Source organism: Ulvibacterium sp., assembly GCF_965228935.1.
Taxonomy (GTDB): domain Bacteria; phylum Bacteroidota; class Bacteroidia; order Flavobacteriales; family Flavobacteriaceae; genus Ulvibacterium.
In genome coordinates, this window is the sequence record NZ_OZ245846.1 from 2,845,156 (window position 1) to 2,861,005 (window position 15,850).

General features: G+C 41.4%; 18 protein-coding genes. 6 read left to right on the forward strand and 12 right to left on the reverse strand.

What is annotated here, in order from left to right:
- Genes ACO06Y_RS12025 through ACO06Y_RS12045 form a run of 5 tightly spaced genes read right to left on the reverse strand, consistent with a single transcriptional unit; the run spans window position 1 to window position 4,778 of the window.
- Entirely contained in the window at window positions 1-999 is a 999-nt protein-coding gene (locus ACO06Y_RS12025) for an AAA family ATPase (protein WP_422084071.1), read from the reverse strand.
- Window positions 986-2,206 carry a DUF4350 domain-containing protein gene (locus ACO06Y_RS12030; protein WP_422084072.1) on the reverse strand — a complete coding sequence of 407 codons (1,221 nt, stop codon included), beginning with the start codon at window positions 2,204-2,206 and terminating at the stop codon, window positions 986-988. Before ACO06Y_RS12030 ends, ACO06Y_RS12025 begins: the two co-directional genes overlap by 14 nt.
- Entirely contained in the window at window positions 2,199-2,939 is a 741-nt protein-coding gene (locus ACO06Y_RS12035) for a DUF4129 domain-containing protein (protein WP_422084073.1), read from the reverse strand. Before ACO06Y_RS12035 ends, ACO06Y_RS12030 begins: the two co-directional genes overlap by 8 nt.
- Before the next feature lie 2 nt (window positions 2,940-2,941).
- Window positions 2,942-3,823 (reverse strand): hypothetical protein, encoded by an 882-nt coding sequence (locus ACO06Y_RS12040; protein WP_422084074.1) that lies wholly within the window; start codon window positions 3,821-3,823, stop codon window positions 2,942-2,944.
- Entirely contained in the window at window positions 3,813-4,778 is a 966-nt protein-coding gene (locus ACO06Y_RS12045; RefSeq protein WP_422084075.1) for a stage II sporulation protein M, read from the reverse strand. Before ACO06Y_RS12045 ends, ACO06Y_RS12040 begins: the two co-directional genes overlap by 11 nt.
- Before the next feature lie 32 nt (window positions 4,779-4,810).
- Between ACO06Y_RS12045 and ACO06Y_RS12050 the strand changes: the two genes are divergently transcribed.
- Both ACO06Y_RS12050 and ACO06Y_RS12055 read left to right on the forward strand, forming a co-directional pair.
- Entirely contained in the window at window positions 4,811-5,527 is a 717-nt protein-coding gene (locus ACO06Y_RS12050) for an RDD family protein (RefSeq protein WP_422084076.1), read from the forward strand.
- Between the two features lie 4 nt (window positions 5,528-5,531).
- The gene (locus ACO06Y_RS12055; RefSeq protein WP_422084077.1) at window positions 5,532-6,143 is read left to right on the forward strand and encodes a trimeric intracellular cation channel family protein; all 612 of its coding nucleotides are present in this window, start codon (window positions 5,532-5,534) and stop codon (window positions 6,141-6,143) included.
- A gap of 509 nt (window positions 6,144-6,652) precedes the next feature.
- Here ACO06Y_RS12055 and ACO06Y_RS12060 read toward each other — a convergent pair.
- On the reverse strand, window positions 6,653-7,363 hold the full coding sequence (locus ACO06Y_RS12060; RefSeq protein ID WP_422084078.1) for a peptidylprolyl isomerase: 711 nt from the start codon (window positions 7,361-7,363) through the stop codon (window positions 6,653-6,655).
- Here ACO06Y_RS12060 and ACO06Y_RS12065 point away from each other — a divergent pair.
- Together ACO06Y_RS12065 and ACO06Y_RS12070 are read left to right on the forward strand one after the other, a co-directional pair.
- Window positions 7,362-8,009, forward strand: a complete 648-nt coding sequence (locus tag ACO06Y_RS12065) for an NUDIX hydrolase (RefSeq protein WP_422084079.1) — start codon at window positions 7,362-7,364, stop codon at window positions 8,007-8,009. The two genes, ACO06Y_RS12060 and ACO06Y_RS12065, sit on opposite strands and share 2 nt — an antisense overlap.
- Before the next feature lie 25 nt (window positions 8,010-8,034).
- On the forward strand, window positions 8,035-8,850 hold the full coding sequence (locus tag ACO06Y_RS12070; protein WP_422084080.1) for a lysophospholipid acyltransferase family protein: 816 nt from the start codon (window positions 8,035-8,037) through the stop codon (window positions 8,848-8,850).
- On the opposite strand, the gene ACO06Y_RS12075 is transcribed toward ACO06Y_RS12070, so the two are convergent.
- From ACO06Y_RS12075 to ACO06Y_RS12090, 4 genes are all read right to left on the reverse strand, one after another.
- Window positions 8,847-9,497 (reverse strand): hypothetical protein, encoded by a 651-nt coding sequence (locus tag ACO06Y_RS12075; protein ID WP_422084081.1) that lies wholly within the window; start codon window positions 9,495-9,497, stop codon window positions 8,847-8,849. The two genes, ACO06Y_RS12070 and ACO06Y_RS12075, sit on opposite strands and share 4 nt — an antisense overlap.
- Before the next feature lie 4 nt (window positions 9,498-9,501).
- On the reverse strand, window positions 9,502-9,996 hold the full coding sequence (locus ACO06Y_RS12080) for an RNA polymerase sigma factor (RefSeq protein ID WP_422084082.1): 495 nt from the start codon (window positions 9,994-9,996) through the stop codon (window positions 9,502-9,504).
- 129 nt (window positions 9,997-10,125) lie between these two features.
- Entirely contained in the window at window positions 10,126-10,950 is an 825-nt protein-coding gene (locus tag ACO06Y_RS12085; protein WP_422084083.1) for a carcinine hydrolase/isopenicillin-N N-acyltransferase family protein, read from the reverse strand.
- A 38-nt stretch (window positions 10,951-10,988) separates the two neighbouring features.
- Window positions 10,989-12,683, reverse strand: coding sequence for a glycoside hydrolase family 13 protein (locus ACO06Y_RS12090; protein ID WP_422084084.1), 1,695 nt, complete (start codon window positions 12,681-12,683; stop codon window positions 10,989-10,991).
- Between the two features lie 353 nt (window positions 12,684-13,036).
- Here ACO06Y_RS12090 and ACO06Y_RS12095 point away from each other — a divergent pair, with 353 nt between their 5' ends.
- Complete coding sequence (locus ACO06Y_RS12095; protein WP_422084085.1) at window positions 13,037-13,462, forward strand: hypothetical protein; 426 nt, start codon at window positions 13,037-13,039, stop codon at window positions 13,460-13,462.
- 16 nt (window positions 13,463-13,478) lie between these two features.
- Here the strand turns inward: ACO06Y_RS12095 and xerD are convergent, their stop codons facing one another.
- On the reverse strand, window positions 13,479-14,375 hold the full coding sequence (gene xerD, locus ACO06Y_RS12100) for a site-specific tyrosine recombinase XerD (protein WP_422084086.1): 897 nt from the start codon (window positions 14,373-14,375) through the stop codon (window positions 13,479-13,481).
- A gap of 133 nt (window positions 14,376-14,508) precedes the next feature.
- Window positions 14,509-15,027, reverse strand: coding sequence for a hypothetical protein (locus tag ACO06Y_RS12105; RefSeq protein ID WP_422084087.1), 519 nt, complete (start codon window positions 15,025-15,027; stop codon window positions 14,509-14,511).
- Window positions 15,028-15,242: 215 nt separating this feature from the next.
- Here ACO06Y_RS12105 and ACO06Y_RS12110 point away from each other — a divergent pair, with 215 nt between their 5' ends.
- On the forward strand, window positions 15,243-15,827 hold the full coding sequence (locus tag ACO06Y_RS12110) for a porin family protein (RefSeq protein ID WP_422084088.1): 585 nt from the start codon (window positions 15,243-15,245) through the stop codon (window positions 15,825-15,827).
- Window positions 15,828-15,850 lie beyond the last annotated feature (23 nt).

Genomic DNA, 15,850 nt, shown 5'->3' on the forward strand with positions numbered 1-15,850 from the left:
TTATCTGGGTATTTCAACAGATTCCATAATCATGTGTATCACGCTATCCGTAGTCATCCCTTCCATTTCCCGTTCCGGAGTTAGGATAATCCGATGATTCAATACGGGAACCAGGGCCCTTTTTACATCTTCGGGAATAACAAAATCCCGTCCGTTGATGGCTGCAAAGGCCTTGGCCGCATTTAAGGTAGCAATGGAGGCTCGGGGAGAACCACCCAGATACAAATGAGGATGGTTTCGTGTTTTGGTAATGATGTCGGCGATGTATTTGACTATTTTTTCCTCCACAACAATTTCCTGGATCTTGGATTTATAATCCGTCAATTGCTCAGGGGTAATAACAGGTTTTATCATCTCTTGAGGTCTTGAACCTTTACGGTTATGATGGGTCTGGATGATTTGTATTTCTTCCTCAAGAGATGGGTAAGTCACCTTTATCTTAAAGATAAATCGATCTAGTTGTGCTTCTGGCAATGCATAAGTGCCTTCCTGTTCAATAGGGTTTTGGGTAGCCAAGACCATAAAGGGCGCCTCCATGGTATAGGTTGTGCCATCCATAGTCACCTGACGTTCCTCCATGGTCTCGAACAAAGCAGCCTGGGTCTTTGCAGGTGCACGATTAATTTCGTCAATCAGTATGATATTGGAAAAAATGGGCCCTTGCTTAAACTCGAATGCAGAGGATTTACCATTAAAGATGGATGTCCCCAGAATGTCGCTTGGCATAAGGTCCGGGGTGAATTGGATTCGACTAAAAACGGTCTTTAAAGTTTTGGCGAAAAGTTTGGCGGTAATGGTTTTGGCAATTCCGGGAACCCCTTCTATAAGCACATGGCCATCCACCAAAAGGGACACGATCAAAAGTTCTATAAAATCCTTTTGCCCTATAATAACCTTGGAAAGTTCAGCTTTGATGTCGTCAACTGTTTTTTTTAAGTCTTCCAACGGAATGCGGCTGTTAAAGCTAAGTTCCTCTTCGGGATTGTTAGTTTCTTCCATTTGCTTTGGCTTTGAATTTTTCTATTTGGGTGTTCAATTTTTTAAGTTCGATATCGCTGATTTCTGTACGGACTTTTAGTTTTTCCATAAAGTTGAACAGTTTCTTTATTTCCTCCAGGGAATGGTTACTACGGGACGCAAGGTTGGCATAAAAGCCTTCATCCCTGTTTTGGGTGTCCAGATAAAAATGGGATCGGAGATAATCCATGAAGTAGGCCATTTTATGCTCGGCTATTTGTTTTCGTTCCCCTTTTTCAAAGTACATATCCGCGATGGTCCGGGTAAAGACCAAGGTCTGGTTTTTTAGGGGACGTATCAAGGGTATGGCCCGCTGTTTTCTTTTTCCTTCAAAAACCACATAAAAAAGGGCACCTATCAAAACTGTATAATAGGCCCATTTTAGTTCTTTGGCGCTCAAAAAAATGTGCATAGGGGAGGTAAAGACCGCTTTCCCGGCCTTATGGTGATTATCCATATAGATAGTTTGCGAACCGTTTAGGTACGATAGCAGTCCGGCCGCATACTCCTTGTTACCCTCCTTTAAAATAAAATAATTGGTAAATGCCTTGGGAAACAGGGAGAGGACGATTTCACCCTGACCAAACTTTTGTTTAATTACATTAAATTGTGCCGTTTGGGTACTGTCGCTTTTCGATGGGATTTCAACCGTTCCCAAAACCTTGGTGCTCAATGTATCCAAAGCTTCAAAATAGGCAGCATAGCTGTCCTTATTAAAAGGGTAAGGGGAACCTTGATTTAAGCTTGGATTGACCAATTTGTGCCATTGTTGCCCGTCTTCGCCAAGACCGGCATATAGAGTTCCAATTTCTATATGTAACGTGTCCAATAACTGTTCTTCAAAACTCCTTGCGGCCATAAATAGGCTATTGCCCTGAGCCGTCCAATCCAAAAGTGTGTTCAATTCCGTTTCCCCAAATTGGATTTGGTCGTTTACAAAAAAGTAGGTGCCCTCTACATCGGAATTGGTAGTTAAAAATTCAAAAGGAGGTATGCGAACCTGTGTGACCTTGTCCCCAAAAAAATTAATCAGGACCTGGTTCAATACATAGGTGCCATAGGGTATTTTATGATGCTCAACATAGGAAGGAAACCAATTGATTTCCTTAGGCTTATTGTATTGCATAAGCATTAAGAGAGCTACGGTGAATACGGCGATGGCGATATATACAAACCCCTTTTTACCCATTTTCCAGTATTCTTTTCTTTAAGGAGGCAAAAGTAGTTTCGAGTCGGGTATACTTACCCTCGTCGATATCGAAACCTCCGTACCAGATGTAATCGTACAGTCGTGTAATGTAATCAAACGGCTGTTTCATTTCCGGTTCCTCGATTTCAGAAATGTAGTCCGCATTGGTTTTTTGAAGTTGCCATTCTATAAATTCCCCCTCACTCAGCATTTTTAAAATATGGAGGTAATAATATCGTATCGCCAAACGATAGTCTTTTTGTTGTAGGGCATTTTGTATCAATTGCTGGATGTCCTCGTTTTTGATGATATGCTCTTCCTCGGAAAGTGTTACCAAGGATTGATTCTTTTTGGAATAGAGCATAGACCTCGCATTGACGTTGAGAAAGAATTTAACGAGCAAAAAAAGAAGTAAGCCTAAAAGGATATAGGGTATCCAGCTGAAAAATTCGGCCAAAAAACCAGCTGCTTTTTCTACACCGAAGAGCCATTCGAAAAAATCGAGAAGTACATTGCCCAACCATACTTTTAGACCGTCCCACCAAGTAGGATCGGATTTTACGATCTCATAGTTGAAGTCTGGGTCGTTCCTATAGACCCGTAAATCCTCATCCGTGATTTCCTTGATTTCCAACAGCCCTTTATCGAAAACAATACCTGTAGAATCCTTTTGCCCCAGGGCCGAAATTATTCCTAGAAGTAAAAGGCAGCAAGAAGGCAGAAGTTTCCCCATACCTAATTTTCAGGGGTTTTGCCCAAGTTCTGGATACGCTCGTAGGTACCGGTAAAGTTCTTCTTCTCGTTTAAGTTGAAATAAACAAAGGCAGCGGCAATAACGGAGATCAAGTTGAGCAGAAGACTGGCCAAAGTACCCAGTATATTCAACAAAATGTAGATGGGATCCACAAAATTGCCCGTCATGTTTTCGGCGTCCAATTCCCCGGAGAAAATGCCCATTTTCATCCAGCTGTAGATGGCGGCCGGTATGTTAAAGGCATAACTGGCAATACCAACGATTATTCCAATGATCAGTAGTGTAGCAAAGGTGATCCACCACTCGTCCTTGACCAGGGTAAAGCTATATCCATAAGCCTCGGTAGCCCCTTTTTGGTTAAACACCAATACGGAAAAAGAAAGTATCAAAGGTACGTATAGGTAGACCCCCGGGATAATACACGCCATGAATCCGGCCATGATGGACAGTACCACCAAAAACCCCAATCCAATAAAACTCCATAAGGTGGCATAGACTTCCCTTTTAATCTCAATCAGATCAATACTGCCCTTCCTATTGGCATAGGACTTTATATAGTGCAAGGTCGTGGATTGGGAAATGGAATAGACCAGTACCAGGGAAATCAAAAAAACAAAAAGGGATAACACCATTATGGCTCCGCTAAATATTTGATCGGAAGCTTCCGAGGCAATGTTAAAAAGGGGTTGAAAAGAATAGAGATAAAACCCTGAGGCTATAAGCATTACTACCAAATAAGGCCCAACTATTTTGAAATATGTGGCAAAGAAAGGCTTAAATTGACTACGGAGAAAAGCCAAGGTATCCGATAAAATCTCACCAAGTTCCCGTTGTTTTTTAAACTCGATATAGTCATCCTTCATGGTACAGCCTTTTATGAATTTGTCTAGGATAAATAATGTAATAGAATATGATCAACGCCAATGAGCTACCAATAATGAGAACGGCAAGTAGATCCGGCATTTCGGTATGTCGGGTAACGAATCCTTCCAGAAATCCAGCGATAATAAAGAAAGGCACCGTACTGATCATAATTTTTAGGCCATTCCTTACTCCCCTTTTAAACGATTCCAGTCGGGTGTAGGTTCCCGGGAACAACATGCCATTGGCCAAAACCAAGCCTGCGCATCCCGCTATGATAATGACCGAAATCTCTATGGTACCATGAATCCAAATGGTACGTGCAGACTCCCATAGTAGGCCCTTATCGTAAAAAAAGTATTGAAAACTACCGAGCATAATACCATTCTGAAGCATAATGATCAAGGTGCCTACCCCAAGAAAAATCCCATAAGCAAAGGCCAGTAGGGCCACACGGATATTGTTAAGGGTAATGCCCAAGAACATGTTGAATTCGCCCATTTCCTTGTAGACCGCCATTGGGTCGCCCTTTTCGATATTTTCCAAGGTCATGTTCACATAACCGTCCCCTAAAATGGATCGGACAAAGTCCCCTTCATTAGCAGAAGAAAAAGCGCCTACCACCACAAAAAAGGAAAAAACTAGAAATGCGATTAGCAATTCCCTATGATGGTAATAGAACATTTTGGGAAACTCGGTCTTCCAAAATTCGACAATGCGATTTTTCGGCTCCTTTTTGGTTCTGTATATCTTTTGATGTGCCTGGGATGCCAAGGAATTTAGATAGAATTCCGTATTGCTTCCCCTATAAAAGGTCTTGGCATAACTAAGATGGTCCGTGATTTCAATGTAGAGGTCGGACAATACATCGGGCGCTATCTTCGTTTTGTTGGACAAGGCATTTTCAAAAACAGCCCATTTGTCTTTATTTTGCTTTACGAATGCCGCCTCGCGCATCAACTTTGGGTTTACCTCAAAGAAACGAAACTATGGAACAATTTCAAATAGAAACAGCCCAAAATGTAAGTATCGATCAAAATACGGCCCATCTCGGAGACCGCATGCTGGCGTACATCATCGATAGTTTTGTGATATTGGTCTATACGATACTAATGATTTGGTTATTGTTGGCCCTTGACGTTGATTTTGCCGATATGTGGGCCCTATATCTCCTGTTAAGCTTACCCGCTTTTTTATATTATGTTCTTTTGGAAACCCTTACGGACGGAAAGACAGTGGGCAAGAACCTAATGCACATACGTGTGGTAAAACTGGATGGATCAAAGCCCAATTTTGCCAGTTATTTTGTTCGGTGGATCTTACGGATAATCGACGTGAGTCTGAGTTCGGGAGGGGTTGCGGTACTGACCATTTTGATTCGAGGCAAGGGACAACGGGTAGGAGATATTGCCGCAGGGACAACGGTTATCAGTGAACGTAAAAAGATTTTTCTAAAGGACACCCTTCTACGCGAATTACCCCAGGATTATGTGCCAAAATTTCCACAAGTAACCGTTTTCAAGGATAGAGAAATGCAGACCATAAAAGAGCTTTATGACACTGCGCGGATAAACGGTGATCACCAAATTATAGTTTCGCTTAGTGATAAGATCAAGGAAGTGGCCGAAATAGTAACGGATTTGAAGCCAATGGAATTCGTGGATATTGCCATTAAGGATTACAATTACTATACCCAACAGCTATAGCCCAATGTTCTATTACATAATCGATATTCTGGGTACCATCGCTTTTGCAATTTCCGGGGTATTGGTGGCCATGGAAAAAAAACTGGATTTGTTCGGGGTGTTCATCATCGCCTTTGTAACCGCCGTAGGAGGAGGGACTCTAAGAGATGTGCTTATTGGCGATACCCCGGTCGTATGGATGCGCAATCCCGATTATGTCATTACCATTGCTGGATCCGTAATTTTTGCCATTCTTTTTGTAAACCAATTGAAGTATTTAAGGAAGACCCTTTTTCTTTTCGATACTATAGGAATCGGACTTTTTACAATGGTTGGGATAGAGAAAGGAATTTCGGCCAATCTTATGCCCATTATGTGTATCTTCCTGGGGACCATTACGGCTTCTTTCGGTGGAGTGATACGTGATATCCTATGTAACGAAATCCCCGTAATTTTTAGGAAAGAGATTTATGCTACGGCATGCATTTTTGGAGGCATCAGCTATTTTCTTTTAATTCGGTTGCCTTGGGACGGGGCCTTTTCCTATATCGCGGCGATTCTTATCATCATCATTATCCGATTATTGGCCGTACGGTTTAAAATTACTTTGCCCAACATCTACGGGAGTAAAAAGTAAAATACCAAATCACAAGCACCAAAATCCAAAAAGATAATTTGCAGCTTAACTATTGAAAAATAAATGTCTATTTTGAAATCATTACTGTCGGGTTAAAGACAAAAGACCGCTGAGCTGATAGACTTAAGAGGCAAGAATTTGTTTTAAACATTTGAAAATTAAATAGTTATAATTTAGATTTAACGTGAAAATGGAAGGTAGCCCGGATATCCCAATAAGCAAGCCCCGGAACGGGATATTTTATGATAAACCCTTCCAATATTGGAATATTCTCACCTGAAAAAACTTTTACAGGACAACAGTGTTTTGAAATATGTGATTTTAATACTCGTCCTTGTTCTGCCTCCTGAAAACTATTTCCTTGGAATTTGGAATTTGTAATTTGAGTTTGAAGTTTGAAGTTTGAGTTTGGAATTTGGTGCTTCGACTTCGCTCAGCATGACATGTTTGGTTATTGAAAGTTAAGTTCTAAGTTTGAGTTTTGGAATTTGGATTTTGGGATTTGGTATCTACTCTAAAACCTCTGCCTTTTCTATATACACATTTTGAAAGGGCCAATCCCCTTTGCCTACCCTAACCTTGTTTATTTTGTCCACCACGTCCATTCCCTGGATAACTTTTCCAAAAGGTGTGTACTCGCCATCCAGATGGTATGAGCCTGGATTGGTAACTACGATAAAAAACTCATAGGGCGAGGCCAACATATGTGGATTGTTGATTTCGCTACTGGGCATGGATAACGTACCTCTATGATGCTTGTATCCCTTACGGGTGTCCGGTGGTAGGAGATAGCGCCCAATTTCCCGTCGTTTTTCCGGGGTGGCCTTGTCATCCGCATTGCCACCTTGGATGATGAAGTTTTTTACGATGCGGTGGAATTGGGTACCATCGAAATATCCCTTCCGGGCCAGAAAAATGAAATTGGCCTTGTGATAGGGTACATTGTCATAAAGCTGTACGGTAAAACTGCCCATACTGGTCGTTAATTTTACCTTATTCACTTTTAGATCCTTTTGGTACTCAAAGAAAAAATCGATCGCATTTTCCTCGGTCAGCAAAAATTTTTCCACTTCCTCCTTGGATGCCTTGGAATCAGTTTGTGTAGTATCCTTTTCTATGGATTCTACCTGCTGTTCGGTCTGTTTTTTAGCCCGAGAATCCCCACATCCAGCCAAAAATAGTAGTATTATTGTATGCAAAGCGATTTTTTTCAGTAGCATGGATTTCGATTTATTTTCCCAACAGCTTTCAAAAATAAAAAATCTACCCTTACCGGGTGAAGCATCCCATTTTAAAATGGCACCTGAAACAAGGATTAGGCTGATGCAGGAGGCAAGACAAAAAGGGAAAAATCCTAAAAGGGCAGCTGTAATGGCCTTGTTCTATCCAGATATCAACGCCTTGGCACACTTACTCTTGATTTTAAGAAAGGCCCATCCCAAGGATGTACATTCGGGGCAAGTGGGTTTTCCCGGGGGCCAATCCGAGCGGACCGATGCGGATTTAAGGGAAACCGCCTTAAGGGAAACCCATGAGGAGGTAGGCATTCCCTCAACTGAAATTGAGATTATAAGATCGTTAAGCGAGGTTTATATACCTCCTAGCAATTTTGAAGTGCAACCTTATATAGGCCTTTACCAAAACAGGGAACCTTTGTTCGCCCCTCAACAATCCGAAGTAGAAGCCCTGGTGGAGGTTCCGGTAACTGATTTTATGGACGATTCCAAAATTTTCATGAAAAAGCTGAGCACTTCATATGCCATAAACATTGATGTACCTGCCTTTAATTTAAATGGTTACACCGTTTGGGGCGCTACGGCTATGATGTTAAGCGAGATCAAGGAGTTGTTGAAACAGGTCTTATAGCTTCATATTTTGTAGTTTTGCCTCTATGGGTTTATTCAAGGAAAATCCTTTTGGACATATACTCTTTTTAAAAAAGTGGCTCATTCGAATCATGGGGCTAATGACGCGCTCGCGCTACAAGGGCTTCAACACATTGGAAATTGAGGGTTCCGAAGTTTTGAGAAAACTTCCCGGGGAAAACGTTCTTTTTGTAAGTAATCACCAAACCTACTTCGCTGATGTGGTGGCCATGTTCCACGTTTTTAATGCAAGTCTGGCGGGAAGGGAAGACTCCCTTAAGAACCTGGGTTATCTCTGGAATCCGAAATTAAATGTATACTATGTTGCGGCCGCGGAGACTATGAAAAAGAATCTGCTCACCAAAATTTTTGCCTATGCAGGCTCCATTAGTGTGGAGCGGACCTGGAGATCTGAAGGACAGGATATACAACGGCAGGTGAAAATGAGCGATATCTCCAATATAGGCAAGGCATTGACCGATGGTTGGGTAATTACCTTCCCCCAGGGAACGACCACTCCCTGGAAGCCCTTGCGAAAAGGTACCGCCCACATCATTAAAAAGTACAAGCCTGTGGTGGTTCCCGTAGTCATTGACGGGTTTCGCCGTTCATTCGATAAAAAAGGGCTTCGGGTCAAGAAAAAAGGTATTTTGCAATCCATGGTCATCAAAGAACCCCTGGAAATAGACTACGGGAACGAATCTCCGGAATCCATTATCGAAAAATTGGAATATGCCATAGAACAACATCCTTCTTTTTTAAAGGTAATTCCCCAAGAGGAATTATTGGCCTATGAGCAGGAAAATGAATTGCGCAGGTATCGTAATCGGAAGAAATTTTAAATTTCCAAGCGCTTCAATTCCCCGTAATTTCTTTTGAGTTTTCTGAGCAAGATTCCGTAAAGCAAAAAATAGATTCCGCCCATTACAAGGGTGAAGAAGAATCCTCCCAAGATAACCCCCCAAAACACCATACTTCGGATTTCTTCCAACGTTCTTTTCTTCAATACCTCTTCAAAACCATCGATACTCATCAGTACGTCATCCACGAAATACATTTCCAGGGCATAGTACAAAAAGAAAACAAAAAACATACTTAGGGAAAAAACGATATAATAGAAAACCGTTTTTCGAGTACGGATTATTTTGTCCATGAGGTTTTTTGCATTTTCCAAAACGGAAATCTCCCTGTACCGTTTGTAAAAAAGATAAATGAAATAGATGACTACCGCATAATAAAAAATAGATAGGATCAGAACGCCTAGGTTAAACGTAGAGTTGTCAAAAAGGGCCATGGAATTTCTGATGGATGGAAACAAAAACAACAGTTGGGGCAGTGAAATTTCCAAAACACTGATAATCAGTATCCACCTCACTATAGAGGATGATTTTTTCCACAGCATGTTATGTATTTCATCAAATGACAATTTGGGAAGCTCCGCTCCCTTCTTCTGCCAATCTTTCTTCAACAGTTCTAGTTCGTCCATCATATCCTCAAGGATTCAATATGGTTTTCAATTTATTTTTGATGCGGTTCATCTTTACCCTGGCATTTACCTCGGTAATACCCAACGTCTCGGCAATCTCCCTGTAGTCCTTGTCTTCCAAATAGAGAAAGACAAGGGCCTTTTCAATATCGCCCAATTGCCTTACGGCATTGTACATCAGTTTAAGCTGTTTCTCCTCGGTCTCATCATATTCGTCGGCCTTTATCTTAAAAATTACGGATTCATAGTCTTGGGTGACGACCTGTCTTTTTGATTTCCGATATAAAGTAATTGCCGTATTCAGTGCTACACGGTACATCCATGTACTAAATTTGGATTCGCCCCGAAATTTGGGATAGGCTTTCCATAGTTGTATGGTAATCTCCTGGAAAAGATCCTTATGCGAATCCCTATCACTGGTGTATAGCGAACACACCTTATGAACAATATTTTGATTGTTCTCAAGCTCTGTAACAAATTGATGTTCCAGTTCTTTGTTCACGTACGGGTTGGTGAGTTGTTATTAATTAGTAGAGTGTTGCTTTGTTTTGTTACAGAATAGGTCTACAAGTTTAGGGTTCTAAAAGTATTGAAAGGGTAAATTTTATTTTTGCATTTGAGTATTTTCGGGTCAAAGTGAGTTTAACGCTATTTTCCTTCCCTTTGGCCTATCAAACTCCGATTGCAGATTCAGCTTTGACATTTTTTTATTATCCAGCTGATAGACCAGTATCAATTCCATATCCGAAATGTTAATGAAAGTGGAGTAGAGCGTACCGCCTGTTCTTCCTTCTTTATCGGCATTTGGAATTTGAACCGCGTTGCTTATGGTATTTGCGGCTTTCAAAAAACTTATGGAGTCCTTGTTTTTCTCCAAGGTTTCCAAGTTTTTTTGGATGGCGTTGTACCTTGGGCATGGATGGTTTCCCCTTGTGGGGTCGGCCAATAAAAAATTGGTCATTACCAATCTATTGTTCCTTATTGGGATGATTTTTTGTTCTCCGTCCAACCATTCAACGACTACTGCATTTCCCGTGGCATCACCGAACATGATATGGGCGTCGGGCAAGGCGATTTTTCTTTTTTCAATGAGTGCAATGGCATCCTGTACAGTTTTACATGTAGCCAAAATATCGTCCCCTAAATTGCCCTTTATTTTTTTGGAACCTTTTATTCTGGGTTGTTCCGGGGTTACGGCACCATCAAAGAACAATCCTGCTTCATTGATTCCGCCCTGTGCAAAATTATCCCAGCCGTACCAAAGACGGGCCAATTCTTTTTTGGACTTGGGAACAATCTGGATATAGGCATCCACATCGTACCAATAATCCTCATTGTTGGCCACATAGATCTTTCCCGTGCCGGGATCCATGTAATATACTACGGAACAAGCATGGCCTATAGCAGAAAACAGGAAGAGGACAAAAAGAAAAAGGAGTCTTGGTTTTTTTAGCATAGCCTCTTTTAATTGGCCTAAATATACTAAAATCGGTTTCAATATAGTTGGTAAACAAAAGCTTGGTAGGGCTCCAACACAAACTTTGTATCGTTTTTGATATCGGGTGCCCTGTCATTGCTAATGACAAGTTTGGCATATTTAAAATCCAGTTCGTTTAAGGCCAGTTTTGTTTTCCTAGAGGAGAAACTCAGCAATACCAAGAAGGTATTTTCGCTATCGCTACGTGTATATGCGTAAATGTCCTCGTTTTTTGGAGCCAGTAAAGTATAGTCCCCATAAATTAAAGTCATATGCGACTTGCGCACATAGATCATTCGCCTGAAATAGTTGAGCACGGAGTCTTCCTTGGATTCCTGCACCATAACATTTGTGCCCTCTTGATAATTCCCATTGATCCTTATCCAAGGTGTGGCCTGGGTAAAACCGGCATTTTCCGAAAGGTCCCATTGCATGGGGGTACGGGCATTGTCCCTACTGGCATGTTTTTCATTTTGAATGAACGCTTCAAGATTTTCACCTTCTTTTTTAAGTGTCTCAAAGCGGTTCAAGGTATTTATGTCCCGATAATCCTTAATATTGTCGAACTTGATATTGGTCATTCCTATTTCCTCGCCATAGAGAAAATATGGAGTCCCCCTCATGGTAAGCACAAAGGTATGTAGCATGGTGGCCGCATTTCGCCAGTGCGCTTTCGAATCATTTCCCCAACGACTTACAGCCCTGGGAAAATCATGATTGTTCAAATAGATACTTCCCCAACCTTTTTGCGCAAAAACGGAATCCCATTGGGAATGTATCCGTTTGAAATCGGTAAGCTTCCATTTTTCTTTTCGCATGGTAAACATTTGCCCGGGCTCCCGATCTAGGTCCATTAAATCAAAATGAAAGAACATATTAAGTTCCTGACGGTCCTCGTTGACAAAATCCAAGGCACGGTCTATGGATATACCGGTTCCTTCACCTACCGTCATTACGTCATACTTGCTCAGTACCTCCTTGTTCATTTCGTGCAAATACTCATGGAGCCTGGGGCCATTGGCATAATATGGGATAAAGTCCCCGTTATATTTTTTTGGAAGTTCGGGAAAGTCCGTATCCTTTGAGATAAATGAAATGACATCCATACGAAAACCATCGACCCCCTTATCGAACCAAAATTTCATGAGGTCATAGATTTCCTGTCTAACTTTAGGGTTTTCCCAATTCAAATCCGGCTGTTTTTCAGAAAAACAATGTAAGTAATAGGCATTGGTACAGGAATCATATTTCCAGGCGTTCTCCTCAACGTCAAAGAAGCTCCAACGCCTGGGCGGTGTTCCCTTTTCCGCAGGCCACCAATGGTAATAATCCCGATAGGGATTGTCACTTGATTTTCGGGATTCCAAAAACCACGGATGTTCGTCACTGCTATGGTTCACCACAAGGTCCATAACCAATTTTAGGCCTCTTTGTTTCATCCCCGCCAGCAGTTCATCAAAATCGGACATGGTGCCGAATTCTTCCATTATACCACGGTAATCACTTATGTCATAGCCATGGTCATCATTTGGTGATTTGTATATAGGGTTCAGCCAAACAATGTCCACTCCCAAGCTTTTGATGTAGTCCAACCTCTGGATAATACCCTTTAAGTCGCCTATGCCATTACCACTTGTATCTTGGAAACTTCTGGGATAAATCTGGTACACAATACCTTCTTTCCACCATTTTCGCTTCGATTGTTCTTCCATACAAACTTTTTACGGAGCCCTAATATATTGTTTTCTTTAACAAAAATCGGGTCTGGAAAAATCTTAAATCAACTATAACGATTGCGCTCCCTATTTTTTTGCAAATGAATTCTTTGATCCTCCCGAGAAGGTATTAAACCTAGGATTTTCCTTTGGGGTGAAACCGAATACCCATGCGTTAAATTCATTTTAAATTGCTTGGAATGCCAAAGCGTTTGGACTACTTTTAGATATCCACCTCCCAAAAAACAAGGCTTGTGTTTTTACGCTTAAAAGTTCCCCTGATTGTTTTCTTTTTTTCGGGCCTTGTTGGGCTATATGGTCAAGAACCTAAGCCCGACCCACTAGGTCTTGTGAAACAGAATAATTTGACCATAGAAGGATTTTCATATCCCCTGTTTTTGGACAGTGAGGAGCATGCCTCTTTCCTCATCAATTATGATCTATTCGAAGAAATGGATGTTTTGTTGGAAGGTTTTCACGATACCTATGTTAATTCCAATAGGTTCAGGACTGCGCTTTTGGGAAGATATTATCTTACGGAAAGAATCTACCTTCTTTCTGGATTGGAGTTGGAAAGAGAGGCAAAAAAAGATGGAGGAACGCCCCTATCTCCCAGATTGGGGATTTTATCGGGTGCCGGCTATGAAGTACAGGAAAACTTCTTTTTGGAAGCAAGGGCGAATATACAGTTTAATGACTCCAAGTTGGGAAGCCTTGGTGAACCTGTTATTCCCACACCTGCCCTATATTCCCTTGGAGGGAAATTCAAGTTCTGATTTGGACGTTGTCCCGTTATTTTCGGGGATGGTATCTGTTCATAACATCGGACAGATGACCACGATCCACATGCATGTAAACCTCTGTTGTGGTAATGCTTTCATGACCCAACATTTGTTGTATGGCCCTAAGATCCGCTCCGTTTTCCAACAGATGGGTGGCAAAGGAATGTCTGAACGTATGGGGGCTAATACTTTTTTGTAACCCGATTTTTTCCGCGAGTTGTTTTATGATGGTGAATATCATCGCCCTAGTTAGCTGTTTCCCCCTTCTATTAAGAAAAAGAATGTCCTCATGGCCTTTTTGGGTTTTTTGATGTATCCGGATTTCGTTTCTATATATATCAATAAATTTGACGTTATGGGCGCTAATAGGTACAAACCGCTGTTTGTCCCCTTTACCAGTAACTTTGATAAAACCTTCCTCAAAAAAAAGATCCGAAATCTTTAGACCGACCAATTCCGAAACTCGAAGTCCGCATCCATACAAGGTCTCCAGCATAGCCCGGTTTCGTTCCCCTTCCGGCCTGCTTAAGTCTATAGCCCCGATAAGGGTGTCTATTTCGGATTCGGAGAGGGTGTCGGGGAGTTTTCGTCCGATTTTTGGGGACTCCAACAGGTCCATAGGATTATCGGTCCTATATTCCTCAAAGGCCAAATAATTAAAAAAACCCTTAAGCCCGGAAATGATGCGGGCCTGTGAACGTGGGTTAACGGTCTTGGCAATCTCGTAAATGAACCTTTGTACCGTTTCCCTACTTATCTTTATGGGATTCTCAGGGATACTATGTGTTTCCAGATAAAGTATAAGCTTGTTTACGTCCCTTTGGTAGCTTTTGATGGAATTCTGGGCCAAGCCCCGCTCTATTCTTAGATAGTGCTGATAATCCTTCAATGCCTGTTGCCAATTCATGGTTCAAAGATACGCTATGTCCCAAATTATATATTTGAATCGATAACGATCATTGAAAAAATCGAAAACGGATTACTTAAAAAAGGGTTAGGAAAAACCACCCCAACCCCTTCATGCACTATATTATCAAGTTCTAGAAAAGAAATGCCACCCCAACATTAAACTGAAAAAAACTATCCGAGGCGTCCTCGTTCAATGTGAAGTTGTAGCGAAGTCCAGGTTCCAAAGCGATATAGTCGCCCAAGAATATGGCATACCCTCCCTGGATACCCAAAAAAATGGGGTTTTCGCTCACATCTTGGATACTGGCCCCGGTAAAATCCATAGCTACCGGAATTTGACCTATTACATAATATTTGGCACCCAGCTTGTAACTTAAAATAGAATTAAAGCCATTGTCTCCAAAACCGAGCCCTGCTTTAAGTGCCAGGTTATCAATAATAAAGTACCCGCCTTCCGCTCCAATATTAAATACGGTCTCCCCATCCTGAGAGCTTAGATAAAATCCGGTGTTTGCCACATTGTTCAAAAAGCCAAAGCCTGTACTTGCTTCGATCAAAAAGCTACCCTCTTCGGTTTGGGCTGAAACCCTCTCCAAGGTGAATAGGGTCAATCCGAAAAAGGCTACGGTACTCACTAGTGTTTTTCTCATGATATTAAGATTTAAGGTTATCAATTCCTGAATAAAAGTAGCTGCTTTATTCATTGAATCAAGGAATTTTCTTTGAATTAACCTTTTGTTAATCGCTAATATCAGGAAGTAAAATAGTTTTGTTGGACTTTTCTTTTTAACATCGGAATGGAATTTTGGGACGCATTCCCCTTAAAAGAAGTACTTTTGTGCATACAACCATTAAATATGAAAACATGAAAAAAATAGCTTTCCTAATTGTTTTATTTTCCTTTCTTAGTATCCAACATACCTTGGCCCAATTACAAGGCACCAGTAATATAGGCGCCGACGGTACCGTGGCCGTAAAGGCAGGATTTAACCTTTCCGCCCTCGGTGGTGACAGTAGATATGATTATGGCACCAAGCCCGGTTTTCATCTTGGGGGACTGGTAGAGATTCCCTTTTCCGACGTCATTATTATTCAACCGGAGGTTCTTCTATCTTTTCAGGGTAGCGGCACCTTCTTGGAAGATGATATCAACTTGTTTTATCTAAACGTGCCCTTGATCGCCAAATACAATGTTTGGGACAACCTTTTTATAGAGGCGGGACCGCAATTGAGCGTATTACTTTCCAGTAACATCGATGAAGACACGTATGGTACTTTGGTTACTCCGGACAAAAACACGTTCGACATTGGTTTTGCCTTTGGGGCAGGATATCGATTGGATGAGAACTTTTATTTTCAGTTACGTTTTATTCCCGGGTTCATCGATGTGGTCAAGGACTTCGATTCCAAGAATCGGGTGGCGCAGATTTCCGCTAGTTACTTTTTTTAAAACCCAAAAGGGTAAAAATACTT